General features: G+C 54.6%; 20 protein-coding genes and 1 tRNA gene. 5 read left to right on the top strand and 16 right to left on the bottom strand.

Annotation, left to right across the window (positions count from 1 at the left end):
- Positions 1–16 precede the first annotated feature (16 nt).
- From AC1HCZ_RS05015 to secY, 5 genes are all read right to left on the bottom strand, one after another.
- Positions 17–511 carry a hypothetical protein gene (locus AC1HCZ_RS05015; protein ID WP_479462453.1) on the bottom strand — a complete coding sequence of 165 codons (495 nt, stop codon included), beginning with the start codon at positions 509–511 and terminating at the stop codon, positions 17–19.
- Positions 512–562: 51 nt separating this feature from the next.
- On the bottom strand, positions 563–781 hold the full coding sequence (locus AC1HCZ_RS05010) for a PolB1-binding protein PBP2 family protein (RefSeq protein WP_479462452.1): 219 nt from the start codon (positions 779–781) through the stop codon (positions 563–565).
- A 183-nt stretch (positions 782–964) separates the two neighbouring features.
- A complete protein-coding gene (locus AC1HCZ_RS05005; protein ID WP_479462451.1) occupies positions 965–1,240 on the bottom strand; it encodes a 50S ribosomal protein L34e in 276 nt (91 codons plus the stop codon).
- A gap of 33 nt (positions 1,241–1,273) precedes the next feature.
- Complete coding sequence (locus AC1HCZ_RS05000) at positions 1,274–1,870, bottom strand: adenylate kinase (protein WP_479462474.1); 597 nt, start codon at positions 1,868–1,870, stop codon at positions 1,274–1,276.
- 8 nt (positions 1,871–1,878) lie between these two features.
- On the bottom strand, positions 1,879–3,318 hold the full coding sequence (gene secY / locus AC1HCZ_RS04995) for a preprotein translocase subunit SecY (protein WP_479462450.1): 1,440 nt from the start codon (positions 3,316–3,318) through the stop codon (positions 1,879–1,881).
- 66 nt (positions 3,319–3,384) lie between these two features.
- Here secY and AC1HCZ_RS04990 point away from each other — a divergent pair.
- Positions 3,385–3,471, top strand: a tRNA-Leu gene (locus AC1HCZ_RS04990).
- Position 3,472: 1 nt separating this feature from the next.
- Here AC1HCZ_RS04990 and AC1HCZ_RS04985 read toward each other — a convergent pair.
- From AC1HCZ_RS04985 to AC1HCZ_RS04960, 6 genes are read right to left on the bottom strand one after another with little or no spacing between them, the layout of a single operon-like run.
- On the bottom strand, positions 3,473–4,507 hold the full coding sequence (locus AC1HCZ_RS04985; protein WP_479462449.1) for a histone deacetylase family protein: 1,035 nt from the start codon (positions 4,505–4,507) through the stop codon (positions 3,473–3,475).
- A 35-nt stretch (positions 4,508–4,542) separates the two neighbouring features.
- Entirely contained in the window at positions 4,543–6,897 is a 2,355-nt protein-coding gene (locus AC1HCZ_RS04980) for an ABC transporter substrate-binding protein (protein WP_479462448.1), read from the bottom strand.
- A 58-nt stretch (positions 6,898–6,955) separates the two neighbouring features.
- Complete coding sequence (gene moaC, locus AC1HCZ_RS04975; protein ID WP_479462447.1) at positions 6,956–7,408, bottom strand: cyclic pyranopterin monophosphate synthase MoaC; 453 nt, start codon at positions 7,406–7,408, stop codon at positions 6,956–6,958.
- Positions 7,398–8,282 carry an iron chelate uptake ABC transporter family permease subunit gene (locus AC1HCZ_RS04970; RefSeq protein WP_479462446.1) on the bottom strand — a complete coding sequence of 295 codons (885 nt, stop codon included), beginning with the start codon at positions 8,280–8,282 and terminating at the stop codon, positions 7,398–7,400. The genes moaC and AC1HCZ_RS04970 overlap by 11 nt, the downstream gene beginning before the upstream one ends.
- A gap of 5 nt (positions 8,283–8,287) precedes the next feature.
- Positions 8,288–9,208 carry a helical backbone metal receptor gene (locus AC1HCZ_RS04965; protein WP_479462445.1) on the bottom strand — a complete coding sequence of 307 codons (921 nt, stop codon included), beginning with the start codon at positions 9,206–9,208 and terminating at the stop codon, positions 8,288–8,290.
- A gap of 32 nt (positions 9,209–9,240) precedes the next feature.
- Positions 9,241–10,128 carry a nucleotide-binding protein gene (locus AC1HCZ_RS04960; RefSeq protein ID WP_479462473.1) on the bottom strand — a complete coding sequence of 296 codons (888 nt, stop codon included), beginning with the start codon at positions 10,126–10,128 and terminating at the stop codon, positions 9,241–9,243.
- Between the two features lie 78 nt (positions 10,129–10,206).
- On the opposite strand from AC1HCZ_RS04960, the gene AC1HCZ_RS04955 reads away from it, so the two are divergent.
- Positions 10,207–10,539 carry an Sjogren's syndrome/scleroderma autoantigen 1 family protein gene (locus tag AC1HCZ_RS04955; protein ID WP_479462444.1) on the top strand — a complete coding sequence of 111 codons (333 nt, stop codon included), beginning with the start codon at positions 10,207–10,209 and terminating at the stop codon, positions 10,537–10,539.
- Here AC1HCZ_RS04955 and AC1HCZ_RS04950 read toward each other — a convergent pair.
- Positions 10,526–11,077, bottom strand: coding sequence for a cysteine hydrolase family protein (locus AC1HCZ_RS04950; RefSeq protein WP_479462443.1), 552 nt, complete (start codon positions 11,075–11,077; stop codon positions 10,526–10,528). The two genes, AC1HCZ_RS04955 and AC1HCZ_RS04950, sit on opposite strands and share 14 nt — an antisense overlap.
- A 76-nt stretch (positions 11,078–11,153) precedes the next feature.
- On the opposite strand from AC1HCZ_RS04950, the gene AC1HCZ_RS04945 reads away from it, so the two are divergent.
- The gene (locus AC1HCZ_RS04945; protein WP_479462442.1) at positions 11,154–12,059 is read left to right on the top strand and encodes a homoserine kinase; all 906 of its coding nucleotides are present in this window, start codon (positions 11,154–11,156) and stop codon (positions 12,057–12,059) included.
- On the opposite strand, the gene AC1HCZ_RS04940 is transcribed toward AC1HCZ_RS04945, so the two are convergent.
- Genes AC1HCZ_RS04940 through AC1HCZ_RS04930 form a run of 3 tightly spaced genes read right to left on the bottom strand, consistent with a single transcriptional unit; the run spans position 12,010 to position 14,758 of the window.
- Positions 12,010–13,122: a DUF373 family protein gene (locus tag AC1HCZ_RS04940; RefSeq protein ID WP_479462441.1), complete on the bottom strand. Its 1,113-nt coding sequence runs from the start codon at positions 13,120–13,122 to the stop codon at positions 12,010–12,012. The genes AC1HCZ_RS04945 and AC1HCZ_RS04940 overlap by 50 nt on opposite strands.
- Positions 13,091–13,975 (bottom strand): coiled-coil protein, encoded by an 885-nt coding sequence (locus AC1HCZ_RS04935; RefSeq protein ID WP_479462440.1) that lies wholly within the window; start codon positions 13,973–13,975, stop codon positions 13,091–13,093. The genes AC1HCZ_RS04940 and AC1HCZ_RS04935 overlap by 32 nt, the downstream gene beginning before the upstream one ends.
- A gap of 3 nt (positions 13,976–13,978) precedes the next feature.
- Positions 13,979–14,758, bottom strand: coding sequence for an ATP/GTP-binding protein (locus tag AC1HCZ_RS04930; RefSeq protein ID WP_479462439.1), 780 nt, complete (start codon positions 14,756–14,758; stop codon positions 13,979–13,981).
- Between the two features lie 70 nt (positions 14,759–14,828).
- Between AC1HCZ_RS04930 and AC1HCZ_RS04925 the strand changes: the two genes are divergently transcribed.
- Both AC1HCZ_RS04925 and AC1HCZ_RS04920 read left to right on the top strand, forming a co-directional pair.
- Entirely contained in the window at positions 14,829–15,812 is a 984-nt protein-coding gene (locus AC1HCZ_RS04925; protein ID WP_479462438.1) for a CBS domain-containing protein, read from the top strand.
- Between the two features lie 24 nt (positions 15,813–15,836).
- Positions 15,837–16,259, top strand: coding sequence for a hypothetical protein (locus tag AC1HCZ_RS04920; protein WP_479462437.1), 423 nt, complete (start codon positions 15,837–15,839; stop codon positions 16,257–16,259).
- A 2-nt stretch (positions 16,260–16,261) separates the two neighbouring features.
- Here the strand turns inward: AC1HCZ_RS04920 and AC1HCZ_RS04915 are convergent, their stop codons facing one another.
- Entirely contained in the window at positions 16,262–17,287 is a 1,026-nt protein-coding gene (locus AC1HCZ_RS04915; protein WP_479462436.1) for a V0D/AC39 family V-type ATPase subunit, read from the bottom strand.
- Between the last annotated feature and the right edge of the window lie 4 nt (positions 17,288–17,291).

Raw genomic sequence — 17,291 nt, 5'->3', positions numbered from 1 at the left:
AACCGTTTTTCAAAAATCACCTACACCTCAACACGGAAACCGGGAAGTCCAAGTTTATTGCCCTTGCGTCCTTCTTATCTTCGCCTTCGAACCAGTAATAGAGGGTGCCGCTTAGTATCTTCTGTCCCGGCTCCAACGCGATTATCCTGACCCTTATGGTCTTAGCTTCCCCGGGCTCTATCACGACGTTGGTGGTCGCCAAGCCGGAGCCCCCCTTAACCCCTTGGCCCGCGTACACCACCATGCCGGGGGGCACCATTAGGGTTATCTGAGCGTAAACCCTCGGGTTGAACACCGGATTCACGGCGGTTAACTCGTATATTGCGCTCTCGTTCACACAGACTTTGGTCTTTATGGGCCTCAGCTGAACCTCCAAAGCCTTGTAAACTTTCGCTTTCTCTTCTACGCTCATTTGATGAGAGGCGAAGAAGTAGAAGTAGGAGAGGAGCGCGAGCGCCAGCAAGACCAAGCCTAACAACAACGGGGCAGTGAGCCCTCTCCTGGCTTCCAAGGTATGATTCCCTACGTTCCATTATTCTAGAACCTAATAAGCTTAAATCCCTTAGATTCTATACTCTTTAGCTAGGGAATAGCAGCCCTCTCCGTGCCTTATTATACCTTTCTTTACCAAACTGTCCAACACGAGCGTGGGCCTCTTTATCCCCTTCCTCCGGAGTTCTTGGAGGGCTATTATCTCGCCTACTGATTTAAAAGTAATAAAATACTCTACTGCCAACTTTTCTTCCTCTGTGAGCTCGTGCCAAGGTATCTGCTTGGGCAAGGCGTTCCCTTGATATCCCCTCTGGGAGAGCTATTAGCTCGGCCCCGCCGCGGGTCAGCCCCGCCGAGCGGGGGTTCCCCTTTCGGTGAGGCGGGGAGTTACCGGCGGGGCACAAGCTTCGGCGCCGGTGATCCTAAGACCTCATCGATCGGAGATGCCGACCCCTCCTCATCAACCCAAAAATTACTGAACCATCTTGCTAACTGCATATTTGTAAAACTTCATAAGACATGAATGACAGATATAGCCGCCGTAGGGCCTCTCGGGCCTCTTCTCCGTCTTGGAGAGCTTCCTTATCTCCACTGGCCTCCCCCTGGGAACCCCTCCGAGGGGTTTCCCGCAGACGGCGCACCTCGCCGCCTTCGGCTTCCTCTTTTCGAAGTGGACTACCGTCCTACCTCCAGGGGTCCTCCTATAGACCCTTCTCCGGCTCCGAGAGCGGTACGCGGGCCTTACCATGTACTTGACCCCCCTCGCCGCCCTTTTAGCTCCTTATATCTTCTCGACGGCCTCCGCGAACTTCGCGGCGGCCTCATCGACGGCCCCTTGGCGGTTGTAAATTATGTTTACCGCAGCCCCCACCAGCACCGCGGATGCTATAGCGGCGTTCCTGGCAAGTTCCATGAACCTCTTCAAGAAATTGACGTCAGAGTAGTCGCTCCTCACCCTGCCCTTGTCCCCTTTCTGCCTCTCCACTATCTCCTCCGGACTGGCCTCTATTACGAATATTATCGCCGGGTTCAAGTTCTCAATGACGTGCTTGGGGAGGCCCGGCCAGACGCCGGTAGGCGTGTTTATGGCAGCGTGCGTGTCCACTATTAGTACCCCCTCGTCGCCCAGCTCGGCCGTCGCTTCGTCTACGATGGCCTTGGCAGCCAGGGCTTGGAGCTCCCTCTGCTGGCTCAAGTTCAGCTTCCTCATCTCGTCTCTGTGTTGTACCCACCCCCTCTCCTTGGCTACCTTGAGCATGTAATCTCCAAAGTTGGCCACCTTGACCTTGTATCCCCTCTCCTTTAGGATTTCCACAGCTTTTCCAGTGACTGTCGTCTTGCCTACGCCCGGAACTCCAGTAGCGATGACGACCTTCATCATATCCTTCACTCTCCGAGGACCTTTCTGAGTAGGGGATATGTCTCTATCGCCCTCTCGTACGTCAGCATCGTGTAGTACTGTTGTAAGATCATTGTTGCCAACAACAGTCCCGTCCCGGTTCCGTAGGCCCCGAACACGTCGGCCAGTATGACCAACAAGGCCACAATTATGCTGGATAGTATGGTTAACGGGTATATGTACTTAGCAAGTATCTTCTCCAAGTGTCTGGGGTCGCTCCTCGCCCCGGGCACGTGGAGCCCGGACTCTATCAAGTTCCTAGCTTGGCTCTTCGGGTCCAAACCGGCGAGTTCGACCCACAAGTAGCCGAAGGCCACGGAGAGGATGGTTAGGGCCACCCCGTAAGTGAGCATCCTCAAGGGGTAGTGGAGGAAGGCCAAGAGGCCCCTAGGCGGGGTCAAGTAGTAAGCTATGGCCGAGAGCGGGCTCCCGGGGGCATGGGAAGCCAAGGTTTGTATATTAGCGAATATTATGGCTGCTAGCAAGACCGGTATGTTGGTGACGTACAGCAAGTTAAGGGGTATCTTTATCCTCATCCCTCTCATTTCCTTCACAACGAGCGGGACTTGGATCTTCACTGAGCTCAAGTAAGCTATTGTAGCTATTATGACTATAGTGGCTAAGAAGCCTACCAGGTCCGGCATCGCCCCCACAGGCACCCTCCGGCCGTCGCAGACCGCTTGGATTCCCGGGACCTTGGGGGCGCCGAGGGGGTTGCCCAGTATTACGGAGGAGGGTCCGCAGTTGACTGCTGCCGGGACCAATCCTGCCCAAATGAGCTGTCCGGCTTGGCTGAACCAGCCCGCGAACTCCCAAGCGATCCCGCTGACCACGCTCGCCGCTATGAACAAGCTTATCCCGCTGCCGAGGCCGTAGCCCTTCTGAATCATCTCGTCCATGATTATTATCAGTATAGTGGCGCTGGCTAAAAGGAACATGTCGAGGAGCATTACTGGCGCCGGAGGAGGGTTGTAGAGTACCACCCCGTTGGGGCCTATGCTGGTCCAGAGGCTCCCGGAGAGTACTAAGCCGATTGCTTCGAACAGCGCCAATACTACTGCAAAGCCCTTCTGCGCCAAAGTGAATAACTTCTTATCTTCCGGATCAGTCAAATCCAAATCAATTATCTTTGCACCCACCAACAGCTGTAAGACCAAGCCCGCGGTTACGATAGGGCCTATGCCCAGCTGCATCAACGTGCCGGCATTAGCTGCGAACACTATGTTCATCAAGAGCAAGTTGAAGCTGGTCTGCACGCTCACGCCAGGCAAGGGTATGTTACTCATCATTAGGTAAGCGACGAGCGCGAGTGCAGTCCAGATGAGCCTCTTGTAGAGGTTTATCTTCCTTTTAGGTCGGGGAACGGCAGGGACGTAGGTTCCTATCTCGGCCAGCACTTCCAAAGCATTACGCCCTAGGTCTTGCACTTCGAGGTCCCCGTCCTCGCCGTGGGGGTTGATTAATAAAAGGGCTCCGGTCTCCTCGGGGACGGAGCCGGGGTGCCCGAGCCAGGAAAAGGGGGCGGGCTTAAGACCCGCTGGCGTAGGCCTGCGTGGGTTCAAATCCCACCCCCGGCACCAGTTAAAGTGGCCAATAACCCCTCAGCTCCCTCTTAACCTCTTCCAGATAGAACTCTACATCTTCTGTGGCATAGTCCGCGACCCTCTTCTCGTCGCTAAAGAACTTCTCCCTAGAGGCCCCGAGGGAGTTCAAAGTGCTCTTCGCTACTACCCAGTTCACGTAGCCGCCTTCCAGAGCTATGACTATAGGGATCCCCAGGCTCTCCGCGAAGCTCGCGAGGGAGCTGACTGCCTCCCAGTGGCCGTCCACCGTTACTTCGAGCGACGCCAGCGGGTCCAGCCAGTGGGTGTCCCAGCCGGCCGAGACCAACAGCGCTTGGGGCAAGTAGGCCTCGAGCACTGGCAGTACCACCTCGTGGAGGGCGTACAAGAAGCCCTTGTCCCCCGTCCCCGGCGGAAGGGGAACGTTGACCGTGTAACCCTCCCCCTTTCCAGATCCCTTCTGGTTAGGAAAGCCCTCGAATGGGTAGAGCGTCCTCGGGTCTTGGTGGGTACTGATGTAGAGGACTTCGTCGGTGTTGTAGAATATGTAGGCAGTGCCGTCTCCCCAGTGGACGTCTATGTCGACCACCGCGACCCTCATCCCCTTCCTCCTCAAGACTTCCGCCGCCAAAGCAACGTTGTTGAAGATGCAGAACCCCCTACCCTCCGACCTCCGGGCGTGGTGGCCGGGCGGCCGGACGGCCGCGAAGGCGAGCCAGTGGTCTCCCTCCGCTGCCCTCTGGGCGGCGTAAGCTACTGTGCCGGCCGCATAGAGGGCGGGCTCCCAAGAGGTGGGTCCCGCGTAGGTATCGGGGTCCAGGTAGCCCCCTCCGGACTCGATTACTCTCTTCACGTATTCGATGTAATCTTTATCGTGAATTACTTCTAGTTCCTTCTCATCTATGGGAACCGGGCTTCTCACTTCTACGTAGTTGGGGAGTTTGGTCCTTTTCATCAAATCTAGGATAGCCTTCACTCTCCCTGGGCTCTCCGGGTGCCCGGGAGGGGTCTTGTGTAGGAGGAAGACGTCGCCTACGTAAATCGCCCTTTCCAAGGGCCTTACCCTCTGCGGGAGGAAAAAAGGGGGTTTTAGCCGACGACCAGGAAAGTAGCGGTAGCTATGGAGGGCCAGAAGGCCTCGTCGCTATAGGCTATGACTCTAACTGTATAGCTGCCGAGCTCTGCCTCCTCCGACACGGCGAAGGAGTAGACGAACTTCCCGTCGCCTTCGGATGTTGCGAAGCCGGAGCTCACGAGCTCGCCCTTGGGGTTGTAGATTGCTACGAACACTATGGCCTTGTCAAGGGGCTCGCCCTTGCCCTTATCAACTACGTACACCTCCACCTTTTGTTCCTGGCCCCTCACCGTCACTGGGCTGACTTCTACCTTGTTCACTTGGGCTAGCTTGACGTTCTCGTAAGCTAGGTACTTGAAGTCGCGGGCGCTGAACGGGTAGTTGGGGTTACGGAACGCCTTGAGCACGGCCGAGTCGCTGTTGGGATAGTAGCGGTCTAGGTACAAGGGCCCGTTGCCTATGACGGCGTGACCGTGTTCTTCAATGAACCTAATTATGGCTTTGTAGTTGGACTTGGACTTTATACCTAAGAGCTGACCCAGCTGGCTCACTTGGGGCGGCACTTCGTTCTCGGAGGCGTCCTTCTTCAAATATTCACTAATGATCTTGACGTGTTCTGGGTTCAGTAAGTCCAGCCAGTCGACCCCCTTGCTCTGGGCAGCTGTGGAGCTGAAGGCGACCTTACCATCTTCTACCGCTTGTTCCATTGCGTATAGCAACTCCCACGGCGTGGAGGGGGCGAGCACCGAAGCTACCTCGTAGGCCAACTCGTCCGGGTCGAAGTGCATCATGTCTGTGTATATTACTATGGCGTTAGGGCCTACCACTTGCAGACCCTTGAAGTTCTGTATCCACGGGGCGTTCACGCTGGCCACGTACGGGTCGTACTTGGTGTCGTTTTCGCCGGACTTGGTACCCCACTCCATTACCAAATAGACCCAATACAGCATGTCAGTTAGCCTCACCTTCTGGCCGTCGTGGAACGCGCCCAACACGTCGCGCAAGTTGAGAATTACCATCGCCTTCGCCGTGGTCCCGGGCTTCACGTGGGTCCACTTGTGCTCCTTGTAGTTGTAGGTGATAGCGTCAGGGGGCACAGCTATGTTGCCGGTCTTGACGCTCCAAGACGTGGCGAGCAGAGGTATCTTGTCACCGTTGTAGGGGTTGTTGGCCATGAAGCCGTCCACGATCCCTTGTTGTATTATGACGCTGTAGAGGTCTTGATAGCCCCCTACGGGGTTCCAGGCCCACTTGTGGACGTACTTGACACCAATGGTTAACTCTGGGGATCCGGGCTTGTAAGCCATCATTTCGGTCCAGCGGTTAGGTATGCCGGCTAAGAGGTCGTCAACTACGTTCTTAACCTTGGCGTTGGTTATGTATGCGTTTATCGGGCTCACGACAAATATCCTGACGGACTCTTCGATGCCCAGCTTGACGAGCTTGTTTAGCAGCTCGTCTCTCTCAGCCTTGTTGGCGTAGTTGCCGTTGGCCAACGCTAGGGCAATTTTATCTATTTCCTTGTTATTGTAGTTACAGAAGCCGGGCGTCTGCCAGCCTGGCATGTAACCGAAGAAGGGGGCGTACATCTGGTAGACCGTAGAGTCGGAGTACTTGGTCATTGAAGAGCTGCCCCACCCTTCGGTGTACAAGTGCCACTCGCCCTTGGCGGGGTCGCTCATGTACACTAGCTGTAGCGCCTTCTTGAAGTCCCCATATATCCTGTCCACCTTAAATCCGAGCTTCTCCAGCTCGTCAGCCAACATATCGCCTATCTGCTTCCTCACGGGGTCGTCGTTCCTTATCATGAACTTTATCACTATCGGTTTGCCGTCGTAGTACCACACGCCGTCCTTCATTACGGCCCCAGCCTTGGTCAGCGCGTCTTCTATCATCTTCTTAGCCTTCTCAAAGTCGTACTGGAAATTGAACTGGGCGAGAGTCTTTATGACGGTTAGGTAGTCCGGGTTGACGGGGGTCAGCGGGGATATTATGGCGAAGCCGTAACCGTTCAAGACTTGACTAACCACCTTCTCTCTGTCGATTAAGTAGTTGAGGGCGTACCTCACTTCTCTGATGCTGAAGGGGTTGAAGGGGCCTCCGTGTTCTTGTGTCGGACACGGGTTGACCAGTATGTCGTCCAACCCCCCGGAGGCCAAGTAATACTTCACGTTGGGGTTGACAGCAATCTTGGGGATCATGTGTGAAGGTACGAACCAGAAGTACATGTCTAGCTTACCGTTCAATACGTCTTGTACGGCGGTGGCCTCGTTGACGTAACTCTTGTAGACCTCTACGTCGGCCTTCGCTCCCGGCAGCGCGAGGGCGAGCGCTACAGAGAGTGCCAACAAAGCTGCGAGCCCCTTCAAAGACTCACCTTCGACGCTAGCTCCGGGGGGAGAGTAGATAAGCATCATAGCCCGGGATCTAAGCTGACGACTTGTATTTTTCCACCACCTTGATACTCTCTATTTCCGTATAGGGATATTGACCCCTTTCGTCCTTTTCATATTTCTTCACCATGTCCCATATGTTAAGCAATGCCAACGAGACCGCCGTGAGAGCTTCCATTTCCACCCCGGTCCTCTCGACGGCCTTTACAGTTACCCTTACTTTTAACCTGTTTTCGTCTATCCTCTCAAACATGATTTTGACGTCCGTGAGCCTTATGGGGTGGCAATACGGGAGCAGCTGGGGAGTGAGCTTTGCCCCTTGTACCGCCACTGCCCCGCTGACCTCGAACACGTTTCCCTTCTCGACGGCGTTTTGATAAATTCGGTCTAGAGTCTCCTTCCTCAACCTTATTACGCCCTCCGCCGTCGCTTCTCTATATACAACGTCCTTCTCGGTTATGTCTACCATTCCTCTCCTAGGCCCCACTGGACCTCACCAGTAGCACGGCCAGGACGGAACCTCCTATAAGCGAGAGGAAGGCCCCCACAGGCAAGTAGCCGTAAGGGGTCTCGACGGAGTTCGCGAAAAAGTCCGTAGTTACGATTACTAGATACGAGGTAGCGAAGGCTGTGAGCAACGTCTTGCCGGACCCGGGAGGGGAGAGCCTCCTCCCCACTATCCCTCCTATTAGTCCCAAGAAGGGGAGGACGCCGCAGCAAGAGACCACGGCCGCCGAAGAGGCGGCCGATACTAAGACCGCCTTTAATGTCGCCCTTTCCTCTATTACTGAGAAGCTCCTCGGGAAGCCTTCCGGGTATTCCAACAAGCTGACCTCTTTGTAAGTCAGCAGAGAGCCCGCCCAAGTCGCCACCACGACCGCGGACGCCGCTTTGAGGACTTCTTCTGAGGCGTACTGAGTGGTCCCCAAGAGCATGGGTAAGAGGGGCAAGCCGCTCTTGGCGGCGGCCAAGTAAGAGAGCAAGGAGGCCAAGCCTTGTAGCGACAGAGTCAAGGCTATTCCGAAGGTAAGGGACTGGCGGGGGCCCAGCTTGAGGGCGGCCACGGCCGAGAGCGCTCCCGGGGCCAAGGCCCCGAAGAAGGCCGCTAGGTAAGACTGGGGCCCGGCCAAGGCCGTAAGCCCTAAGAACAACACCGACGCCGCCAGCGCAGCCATCGCGCCCGAAAGGGTACCTATTAGGTAGGGGTCCATCAAGTCGTTGGAGTAGGCGGACTGTAACATGACCGCCGCCGAGGATAGGCCGGAGGCGGCCAAGGCGTCGGCCCAGATCCTTTGGACCCTTATCTTTAGGACTAGGGGTTCCAACGTGAAGCCCGCCGGGCCGTAGAGGAGGGAAGCCAAGGTGGCTAGCGCCGAGAGTAGCAGAAGACCCCGCGGGAGTCCACGAGGTGGAAGTGGAGGGCGTTCAATAGTATTAACGGGGCTTCGCTGAGTCTGGGCCCGGGCCTCTCCACGACGTCCGCCGCTTCCGCGTATATCACGCACACCCACTTGGCTCCCGGGACGAGCTTGAGGGTAGAGTTAACAATATTGCCGACGTCGGGACGGCCGCTGGTAAGGACCAACACCACGTCCGGCTTCAAGATAGCCAACTTCTCCTCGCTCATCTTGGGCCATCCTTTGTTCTTCACCAAGTTAACGGCATTTAACGAATCTGCGATATTACTGATGAAGTTGTCCTCGCCGACGGCGTACACCCCCCACTTATATGGGTAGAAAATTGCCAAATACTTAACCGTTGGCAAAGAGTTGGCCGCCCTTTTGGCCAACGTGAGGTTACCCTCTATCCAACCCGCAATCCTCCGGGCTTTCTCGGCCTCGCCTAAGACTTTTCCAACCGCCAAAATGTCCTCCTCGACGCACTTGGCGCTCTCGCAGACACCGCCCTTGACGAAGAACACCTTCAGTCCGGCGCTTGTGAGTCGATCCTTCATCCTCAAGTCGCTTCCCACGTCAGCGAGGACCAAGTCCGGTGAGAGCGCGGCTATTGCTTCGACGTTAGGGCTCCAGAAGTAGCCAACCACCTTCACTTTGCCCTCCCTTACCAACTCGCCTAGCTCTGGGGGGTAAGTGACGGGCTTCACTGTACCCACGAGCTTCGAGCAGTTGAGCAGACAGGCTGTCTCGCTGAGGGCGGGGGTTAAGGCGACTACCTTGCGGGGCGGGTAAGGGCTGACGTCTACTTTGTAACCCGCCCTGTCCGTGAAGGTTAAAGACCAAAAGGGAACTAAGAACAACAGCATTAATATTATTACTTTCTTGTTCAAGCCATTCCCCGCGAGGGCTTCGGCCCTACACTTTAAACGCTGCCGCTGGTGGCTTCGTCAATTATCACGTTTAGTAACCTGTTAAGTATCCTCAAGCTCCTTATTTTCGAGGGGTCCTTAGAGGCCGCTACCAACACTGGCCCTCCTCTGGTGGTCTGGTCGTAGAGGGCCGCGTCGAACGGGACTATGACTATTACCTTCGCCCCTATTTTGCTTTGAAGTTCCTTAGCTCTCATCATTATTTCCTTGCTGTCCCTCTGGTTGGTGAGTAACGCGGAGGGCACCCTGTTTACAATAAGAGCCAATATCTTATTAGGGAACAGGGCTTTCGCCAAGTGTTCTGTCTGGCGGAAGCTTTGAGGCATATGATCCACCACGACTATTAGCCACCTGGAAGTGGCGTTAACAATCTCTTTGAAGGCTTGTAACCCCATCCACGAAGGGACTTGGAAGTCGTTGAACACGATATCTCCTATGATAGAAACCTTTTTCGCCAGCGTGTTAGCCCTCTCAGCCCTCCCCGGGAAGTTGGGGTTGCCCAAGGCCTCTATTATTCGGTCGCTCACCTCGCCGTACCTCTTGGTGGGGGGAGTTAGGAACAACTCCAAAGGCTTGCCTCCTTCTTCCCTCCTGACCTTGACTTTCAAACTCAAATTGGCCTTTTCGTCGCACTCCGCAGCAACGTAGTTCCAAGCGCCACACTCGGTTTCCCAACCCTTACCCAGTATCTTCAAGCTCGCCCTAGCGTTGTAAGGGTCCCAATCAATTAGAGAGGGCGTCATCCCCCTCCTGGCGAGCAAGAAGCTGAGCTCCACTGCTATAGTGGTCTTGCCTACACCTCCCTTGAAGCCTACGATTCCAATGCTGTTGGGCGGAGGTTCGAGGACCTCACTCTTCTTCTTCCGTCCGAACAGCAGCATCACTGCCCTCCGGACGTTGTCTCAATCGAATGGCTTTAACTTAATGCTTCCGGTGCGTGAGCACGGGGGGTTCGGAGAATGTCAGACCCCGTGAAGAAGGCCGCCCAACTCTTGAAGGAAGGAGCTACCATGCTCCCGGAGACTTGCCCCATATGCGGCTCCCCGCTCTACAAGCTCAAGGATGGTACTATAGTCTGTCCCGTCCACGGAGAGATACGCAAAATCAAGAGCACAGTAGAGAAGAAGAGCAAGAAGGGAACAGACGAAGTGTTGAAAGAAGTCACTGAAGTTGCCCTAGAGAAGCTAAGCAAGCTGACCTCCAGGGCGTATACCGGAGGGAAGGAAGAAGCCGAAGAAATGTTATTGTGGTTGAAAGTCTTGGAAAAGGCGGCCAAGCTCAAGGGCGGGTGAGCGTCGCGACGAGCCGGGAAGTGTCGACCACCTCGGCTCCGTATACTGTCTTCATGTACTCTAGCCATTTCTGCTGGTCTTCGGGAGGAACTGACATCGTGGCGTCCCCCACCACGGTTATCTTGTAACCCCTGAAGAAGGCATCGGCTGCCGTGTGCAAGACGCAGACGTTTGTTGCCACGCCGGTCAGAACTACCTCGTCTACCCCCAGTTCCCTCAACAGCAAGTCCAAATCTGTGGAGAAGAAGGCGGAGTACCTCCTTTTAGTTATCACGTAGTCCCCCTCTTCCGGCGCGACGTCCTCTACCACCCGCGCTCCCCAAGTGTTGGCTACGGCGTGAGGGCCCCAGAGCTCGAGCTCCTTATCCACTTTCGGCAAGTGCGCGTCGTTCGTGTAGATAACCGGTAGCCCGGCATCCTTGAACGCCTCCTTGAGCCTCTTTACGTTCTCTATTATAGTCTCGGACTTGGGGACGTACAGCTTACCCTTGGGGTTGACGAAATCATTCAGCATGTCTATTATGAGCAAAGCTTTCACTGCGACGTCCCGTAGGGTGTTGTCGTCCCCTAGCAAGTTATATGCAAGGGCCCTCCAGGGCGGGGCGGTGCGACGCTTGTGGGTTTGTGCCAGAGCCCCCTCGAGCTCCGCTAACTTGGGCCCGGGCTACGACGTGTTGGCCTTAGCTCACGACGCGTACTTCGACGTGGTGTGCGTGAGACCATCTGACGAGACCAAGGTGGTGAAGGTAACTGGCGACTGGGAGGTGCCGTTCGACAAGAACAGCGCCGTGGCCGCCGCCAGGGAGGCGCTCAAGAGGCTCGGAGGAGTAGGGGTCGAGATATGGGTTCACAAGGGCGTCCCGCCGGGGAGGGGGCTGGGCTCCTCCGGCGCCAGCGCGGCCGCCGCTGTCAAAGCTGTAGAGCTGCTTTTGGGTAAGTCCTTGAGTCCGGAGGACGCCGTCAAGAGCGCGGCGGAGGGGGAGAGGCTGGTCTCCGGGGCGGCCCACGCGGACAACGTGGCGGCCTCTTACTTGGGAGGGCTGGTGGCTGTGACCTATGACCCGTTCAAGGTACTCAAGTTCGAGGTCGTGGAAGTGGAACTCTACGTTGTAACCCCGTGGCACGAGGTCCCGGAGGGAAAGACCGGCGCCGCGAGGTCAGTCCTCCCGGAGTCCGTCAAGCTGAGGGACGCGGTCAAGATGGCTGGGGGCACAGCCGCGGTAATTAAGGCTTTGACTTCCGGGGACGAAGAGCTCTTAGCGCGCGCCATCGAGATGGACCCCGTGGTGACGCCCGCCCGAGCGAAGTTGATCCCATGTTTTGAAAAGGTCGTGAGGGCGGCCAAAGGAGGAGGGGCAAAGGGAGTGACCATCTCCGGAGCGGGTCCCAGCTTGTTGTTGGTAGGAGGCGGTGCGGAGGAAGCAAAGGCCGCTTGGGAAGAGTGCGGGGTCAAGGCTACTTATAGGAGGGTTAAGCCGTCCCGCGGCTCCTCCGCCGTTCCTCCTCCCTCTCTTGAATGAGTCTCTCCATCATAGCCAAGCTTCCTGAGACGCCCAATACCGCCAAAGCTGCGTAAATTATCGTCTGCAGCACGTCGCCGCCCAATAGCTTCTCCAAAGCTTGGGAGTAATTGGCCCCTTGGGGCAAGGAAGAGAGCGCGCTGCCTATTTTCGCCACAGTCATTGTGGCAGCTGCCAACACAGTTATTTCAGTTGCCTCCCTCCAAACGGTCAAGTCCTTGTTCCTTAACTTATCTATCATTCTAGAGAAAATGAACGTTGAAGTCCCCAAAGCTATGAAAGGCGCGGCGTTTACGCTTACCTCACCTAGCACCCTTATGTCTATCTTATTGTACTGAATAATTGTTAGGTACGTTACTAAGGTTGCTATCATAAATGACACGGTAGATATGGTTAGGGTAGCGAGCGTCACGGGTTTCGTCCTCCACCACCTCGAGACGGCCTCGTCCAGCCCGTAACCCTTCACAACCATAAACGTACCCAACAACAGCCCTAGGACTGGTAAACTGTAAGTTATGAGGCCGGTGAGCGTTAAGAAACTCAAGGTGAGCAACAATATTCCAGGAACTCCCAAGAAGTACTTTGCGAAGCGTCTCTCCTCAGTTACTTTTTTTATTATCTTACTTAGGAGTACGTACGTCTGTTCCAAACTCCTGGATTGTTCTATTACAACTTTCTTAACAGAGATTATAGGGGCCAAGTCTTGGATGACTGGTATTATGCGCTCGTCCTCGGGGCTGTCTATCACCAGCACTATTCCCTCCGCGGGGTACTGGGACAAGACCGCCGCGAGCTGGCTCCTGACCCTCATGTGGGCTTCCACTCCCCCGTGCTCGGAGCCCGCTATGGCTGCCGCTTCTGTCTCCACGTCCTTTGAGTCCAACATGTTAGCTATAGAAAGTGTGGCGAACATTGCGTTGAGGTCGGCGTCCTCAGGCCTCTTAAGTCCGAACTCGACCGCAGCATTCAATAGATCATCCTTGCCTATGATAGGCGTGCTTATCCCCACCTTTCCGAGGTCGTCGTCGACGTCAACCGTTACTACTAATATCTTCTTGACCATTGCCCTCCACCATCATTAGAGCTTGCAGCTCTTCAAACGTCAGCGGCTCGCCCCGCTCCATTTTTTCCTTAGCTCTCTTGGCGAGCGCGCTCAGCAGCGCCTCTCCCTTGCTCTTCGTCACAATTGCTTCCCCTCTCTTTAGTTCCTCTACGACCTTCCTCTTCTCCTCCCTAAGCTGGGAGAGCTTGAGGTCTATTTCCTCAACTCTCTTGGAGTACTCATCTATTTTCGCCTTTAGCTCATCTATCTTTCCGTTTAGTCTATCTACCTCTTCTTTCACATTGTTTATCCTGTCGTCAACGTCTCTGATTTTGTTTGAAATTTCGCTTATGTTCTCGTTATAACTCTTAATTAGGAGCTTAAGCTTGGCGAGCTCCGCTCGGAGCTCTATTAGCCGTTTTTTGGCATCCTCTATCTTAGTGAGTCTCTCCAATGCCTCCTCTAGCCTGGCTATTTCTCTAACTATCTCCTCCTCTTCCTCCCTAGTTAACACGTTTGTCTGAAGCTTCCACTCCAGCTGCTGTATACGCCTCCTCAAGGAGTTGGGGGAGGGGCCCTTCTTGCCTTGCTCGACGATCGACCTCAGCTTCTTCAATTCTTCCAAGACTTCGTTCAGTTGTCGCTTGGCCTCTCTGCGAGACTCCTTGAGCTGCCTCAGCTCCTCTACCAGCTTCGCCCGTTCCGCCCTCAGCTCTTTCAGTCTCTCAACTTCGGCCCTCTTCTTCTCTATGAGTGCCCTCCTCTGGGCCCTCATTTCCTTTATCTTGGAGACTAGGTCAGACCTCTCCTTCCTCAAACTCTCTATTTCGGCATTTATCGCGTCTAATTTAGCTTCGAGGACGTTGGACCTCATGGCTCACAACCTCGCGGAAGGTTCTTCGGTTGCGTAGTCCTCTCCTCCCGCTAGGGCGCGTTGCACGGCGGCGTATATATTGTCAAGCCCTTCTTCAGTTAGAGAAGAAGCTAGCAACACCTCACCCACGCCGAACTCCTCCAAGGCCTCGACTATCCTCGTGATGGCCGGATGTCCCTCTTCCAAGCTCATTGCCAAGGATCCCAAGTCCTCTAACCAAGAATCTATTACGTTTACAAACTCCTCGCTCAACAAGTCAGACTTACTTATGACGTGAACCAGCGGGACTTTCATCCTCGCTGTTACGCTCAGGCCTAAAAGTAAGGCCGAAGTGAATGAGTAGGGGTCCACGGAGCCCTCGCTTATGAATAGGGAGGGGTCTATTAGGTAAATCAAAACTGCTTTGTCTTTTGAAGTAATCTTCTTGAAAAGTTCCAGCGTGCTCTTCCTATACGCGAACAACTCCAGCTGACCGGGCGTGTCGACTATTACGTAATTGCTCTCAGTCTCCTCTATGCTGGCCCTCAGCTGGTCCGCGTAGAGAAGCATTAAGTCCACGGACTTTATCAAGGCCCCGTTGGGCCCCAAGCCCTCTTTTAGGAGTTCTTTGTAGTTGACGTACTCTCTCACGTCCACGTCCGGGGCATAGGGGAGGACTTCCACCGCTGGGTCTAAGTTGACCTTACATACGCTCATCTCGTGGTCCTCTATCCAGTCGCCAAAGGTCTTCGTCATGCTCGTCTTCCCGGAGCCCGCAGTCCCTACCAAGTAAACGAAGTACATGACGTCGCGTCCGCCCTCGCTCCCGCGCAAACCTTTAATCTATTGGTCGCTCACCCGTCATTAGAGAGTCATGACATCGCTTAAGGCCAAGGATATTATGAGGAGGGACTTTCCGGTTTCGGACCCAGAGGAGCCGGTCATAGAAGCTGCAAAGAAGATGGTTGAGCACGAGTACGGGGCCGTCTTAATCCTCTCGGAAGACGGCGCGCTAGGCGGAATAATGACAGAGAGGGATGTGATTAGAGCAATAGCGGAGGGAAGGGACATAGCTCAAGTGCCCGTTAAGGAGCTGATGAAAAGGACTACAGTCGTAGTGCACGAAGATGTCCCGATAAGGCTGGTCTTACAGCTGTTCGGGGCTTACAAGGTTAGGAGAATGCCGGTGACCGACGACAAGGGGAAGGTAATAGGCGTCATAAGCTCCACCGACGTTGTTTACGAAGCAATACCCAAGGTCCTCCATCCGCTGGCGGGTCGAATTGACGACGCCATGAGGCCAGCAGAGGAAATAGAGGACAGCGTGTTGAGTGCGGCCAAACACTTCGCTACCAAGAAGGTAGACGGGGCGCTTGCGGGCGGCAGGCTAATATCCGAAAGGAGCATCATAAAGGCGCTGCTGGATTCCACAAGGCCGAGTGAAAAGGCAGAGAGAGTAATATACGTTCCTCCCGAGATGAACTTGAGAAACGCCTCTATACTCATGAAGCTGAACAAGATAAGGTTTGTGATGAACGATAACAACTACGCTTTCACGAGAGACATAGCCATAGCTGCCACCGAGAGAGCGGAGTTCACCATGAAGAGTTATATACTAATAAAGACAAAGCCGGGCTTCGAGAAGGAGATCGCAGAAAAGGTTTCTTCCCTAAAGAGTAACGTAGTGAGCATAGAGTACGTTGCCGGTCCCTACGACTTGGTGCTCACAACCCTCACGGGTCCTCAAGAGGAGGTAAAGGACTTGCTCATCCCTCTGTTAAGGGACAAGGAGCAAGTAGTGGACACCTTAACCCTTATTGTCTTAGGAGAAAAGTACTTAGGGGGGAAAGGAGAATAGAAAATAAGGGAAGGGTGTGAAGGCATGGCCGAGATCCTCGCCTTCGACGACTCAGAGAAACTCAAGGAGTACATAGAAAAATTGAAGGAAGAGTTGGAAGAGAGGGAGCAAGTGGTCAAGAAGCTTATAAAGAACTACGAGGAAGAAGTCGCAGAACTCGAAGTGCTCAAGAAAATGGGGATAAGCATACAAGAGGGAGAAGCCACCTTGAAGTTAACGATAGAGGGCGTGCCGCTCTACATAAAGCCCAACCCTCTCAAGGTTTACAACTTACTCACGAAAGCCATGAGCGAGATAAACGAACTTAAGAACGCTATATCCGTGCTGGAGAGCATAGCCGAGAAGCTCAAAGAGTTGCCGGGTTTTGCAGTGGTAATAGAGATTAAGGGAGGAAAGCCCATTGCCGCTTACATGGACAAGATAAAGACTACCAGCGAGAAAGCTTAACGTTATAGGAGTTCGTAACTCAAGTCCTCTGCTATTTTAGATGGTTCCATACCCAACTTTTTACCAGTCATTATAGTTGCTACGTCCCTCGCATCGAGCCTCAGCAACAGCAACAGCGCCAACAGGACGGCCACTCTGAACGGGTAACCGGAGAAGGCCGCCAATGCCCTCTTGCGCTGCAACCTCATAGCGTTAACCCTAACCTTGGCCAGAGCCTCGTACGGGTCCTCCGGAACGCTCTCGCCGTAAGGGGTCCTCCTGAGCAGCGGCACGACCTCGTCCGGCTTAGATTGGGCTAACGCCTTAACCGCATCCCGGTCGCACGCCGGCGGCTCTACGGGTAGCCTCAGACCCTTTAGGATTGCTCTCCCGACGAGGATGATGGCCAGAGCATCTATTTCTGGACAGAGGAGTTTGCTTATCTCTATTTTACTCGTGCCCACGTTCATACTCTTCCCTATCCTGCTTATCACGTTATACATTGACTTCAACAGCATGACATCCATAGCAAGCACGAAGGCAGACAAGTCCTTGTAGTTGCGATACATCTCCACAGCTTGCTCTACGTAGGTCGCCATCTTAAAGCCCTTCAATGCTTGGCTCAAACCCTCCAAACCCCTCTCCTTTATCGTCAAGAGTGTGGTTGCCACTACCGGGTCCTCCTTGAAGAGGAGGAAGTTCTCCACCTCTTTCAAGTCCTTCCCTGAGACGACTGACCTAACCACCAACATCACGTCTCTCGCTCTGAGCCAGTCGACCAAGTTGTCTATCATGAGTTTCAAGTTGTAGGAGGGCACATAGCTTCTGAGCTTCATTAGTATTTCGTAGTACCTCTGGTACGCGAGCTTCTCAAGCTCTTCCGGCACGACTTTCTCTATCGCCACCCCCTCTAGCCACGTTCCCCGGAGCGCGTTCCGCACCTCTTCCGGAGAGGAAGCGGCTAAGAGGCCGAGTTCTTTCTCTTTATCGAGCACTTGTCCCCTGTACATGTAAACGATGGCGGCGGGAGAGATCAGCTCTGCCGGCAAGTCG

The sequence above is a fragment of the Ignicoccus sp. genome (assembly GCF_056435145.1).
This window is presented reverse-complemented; position numbering and strand designations above follow the sequence as displayed.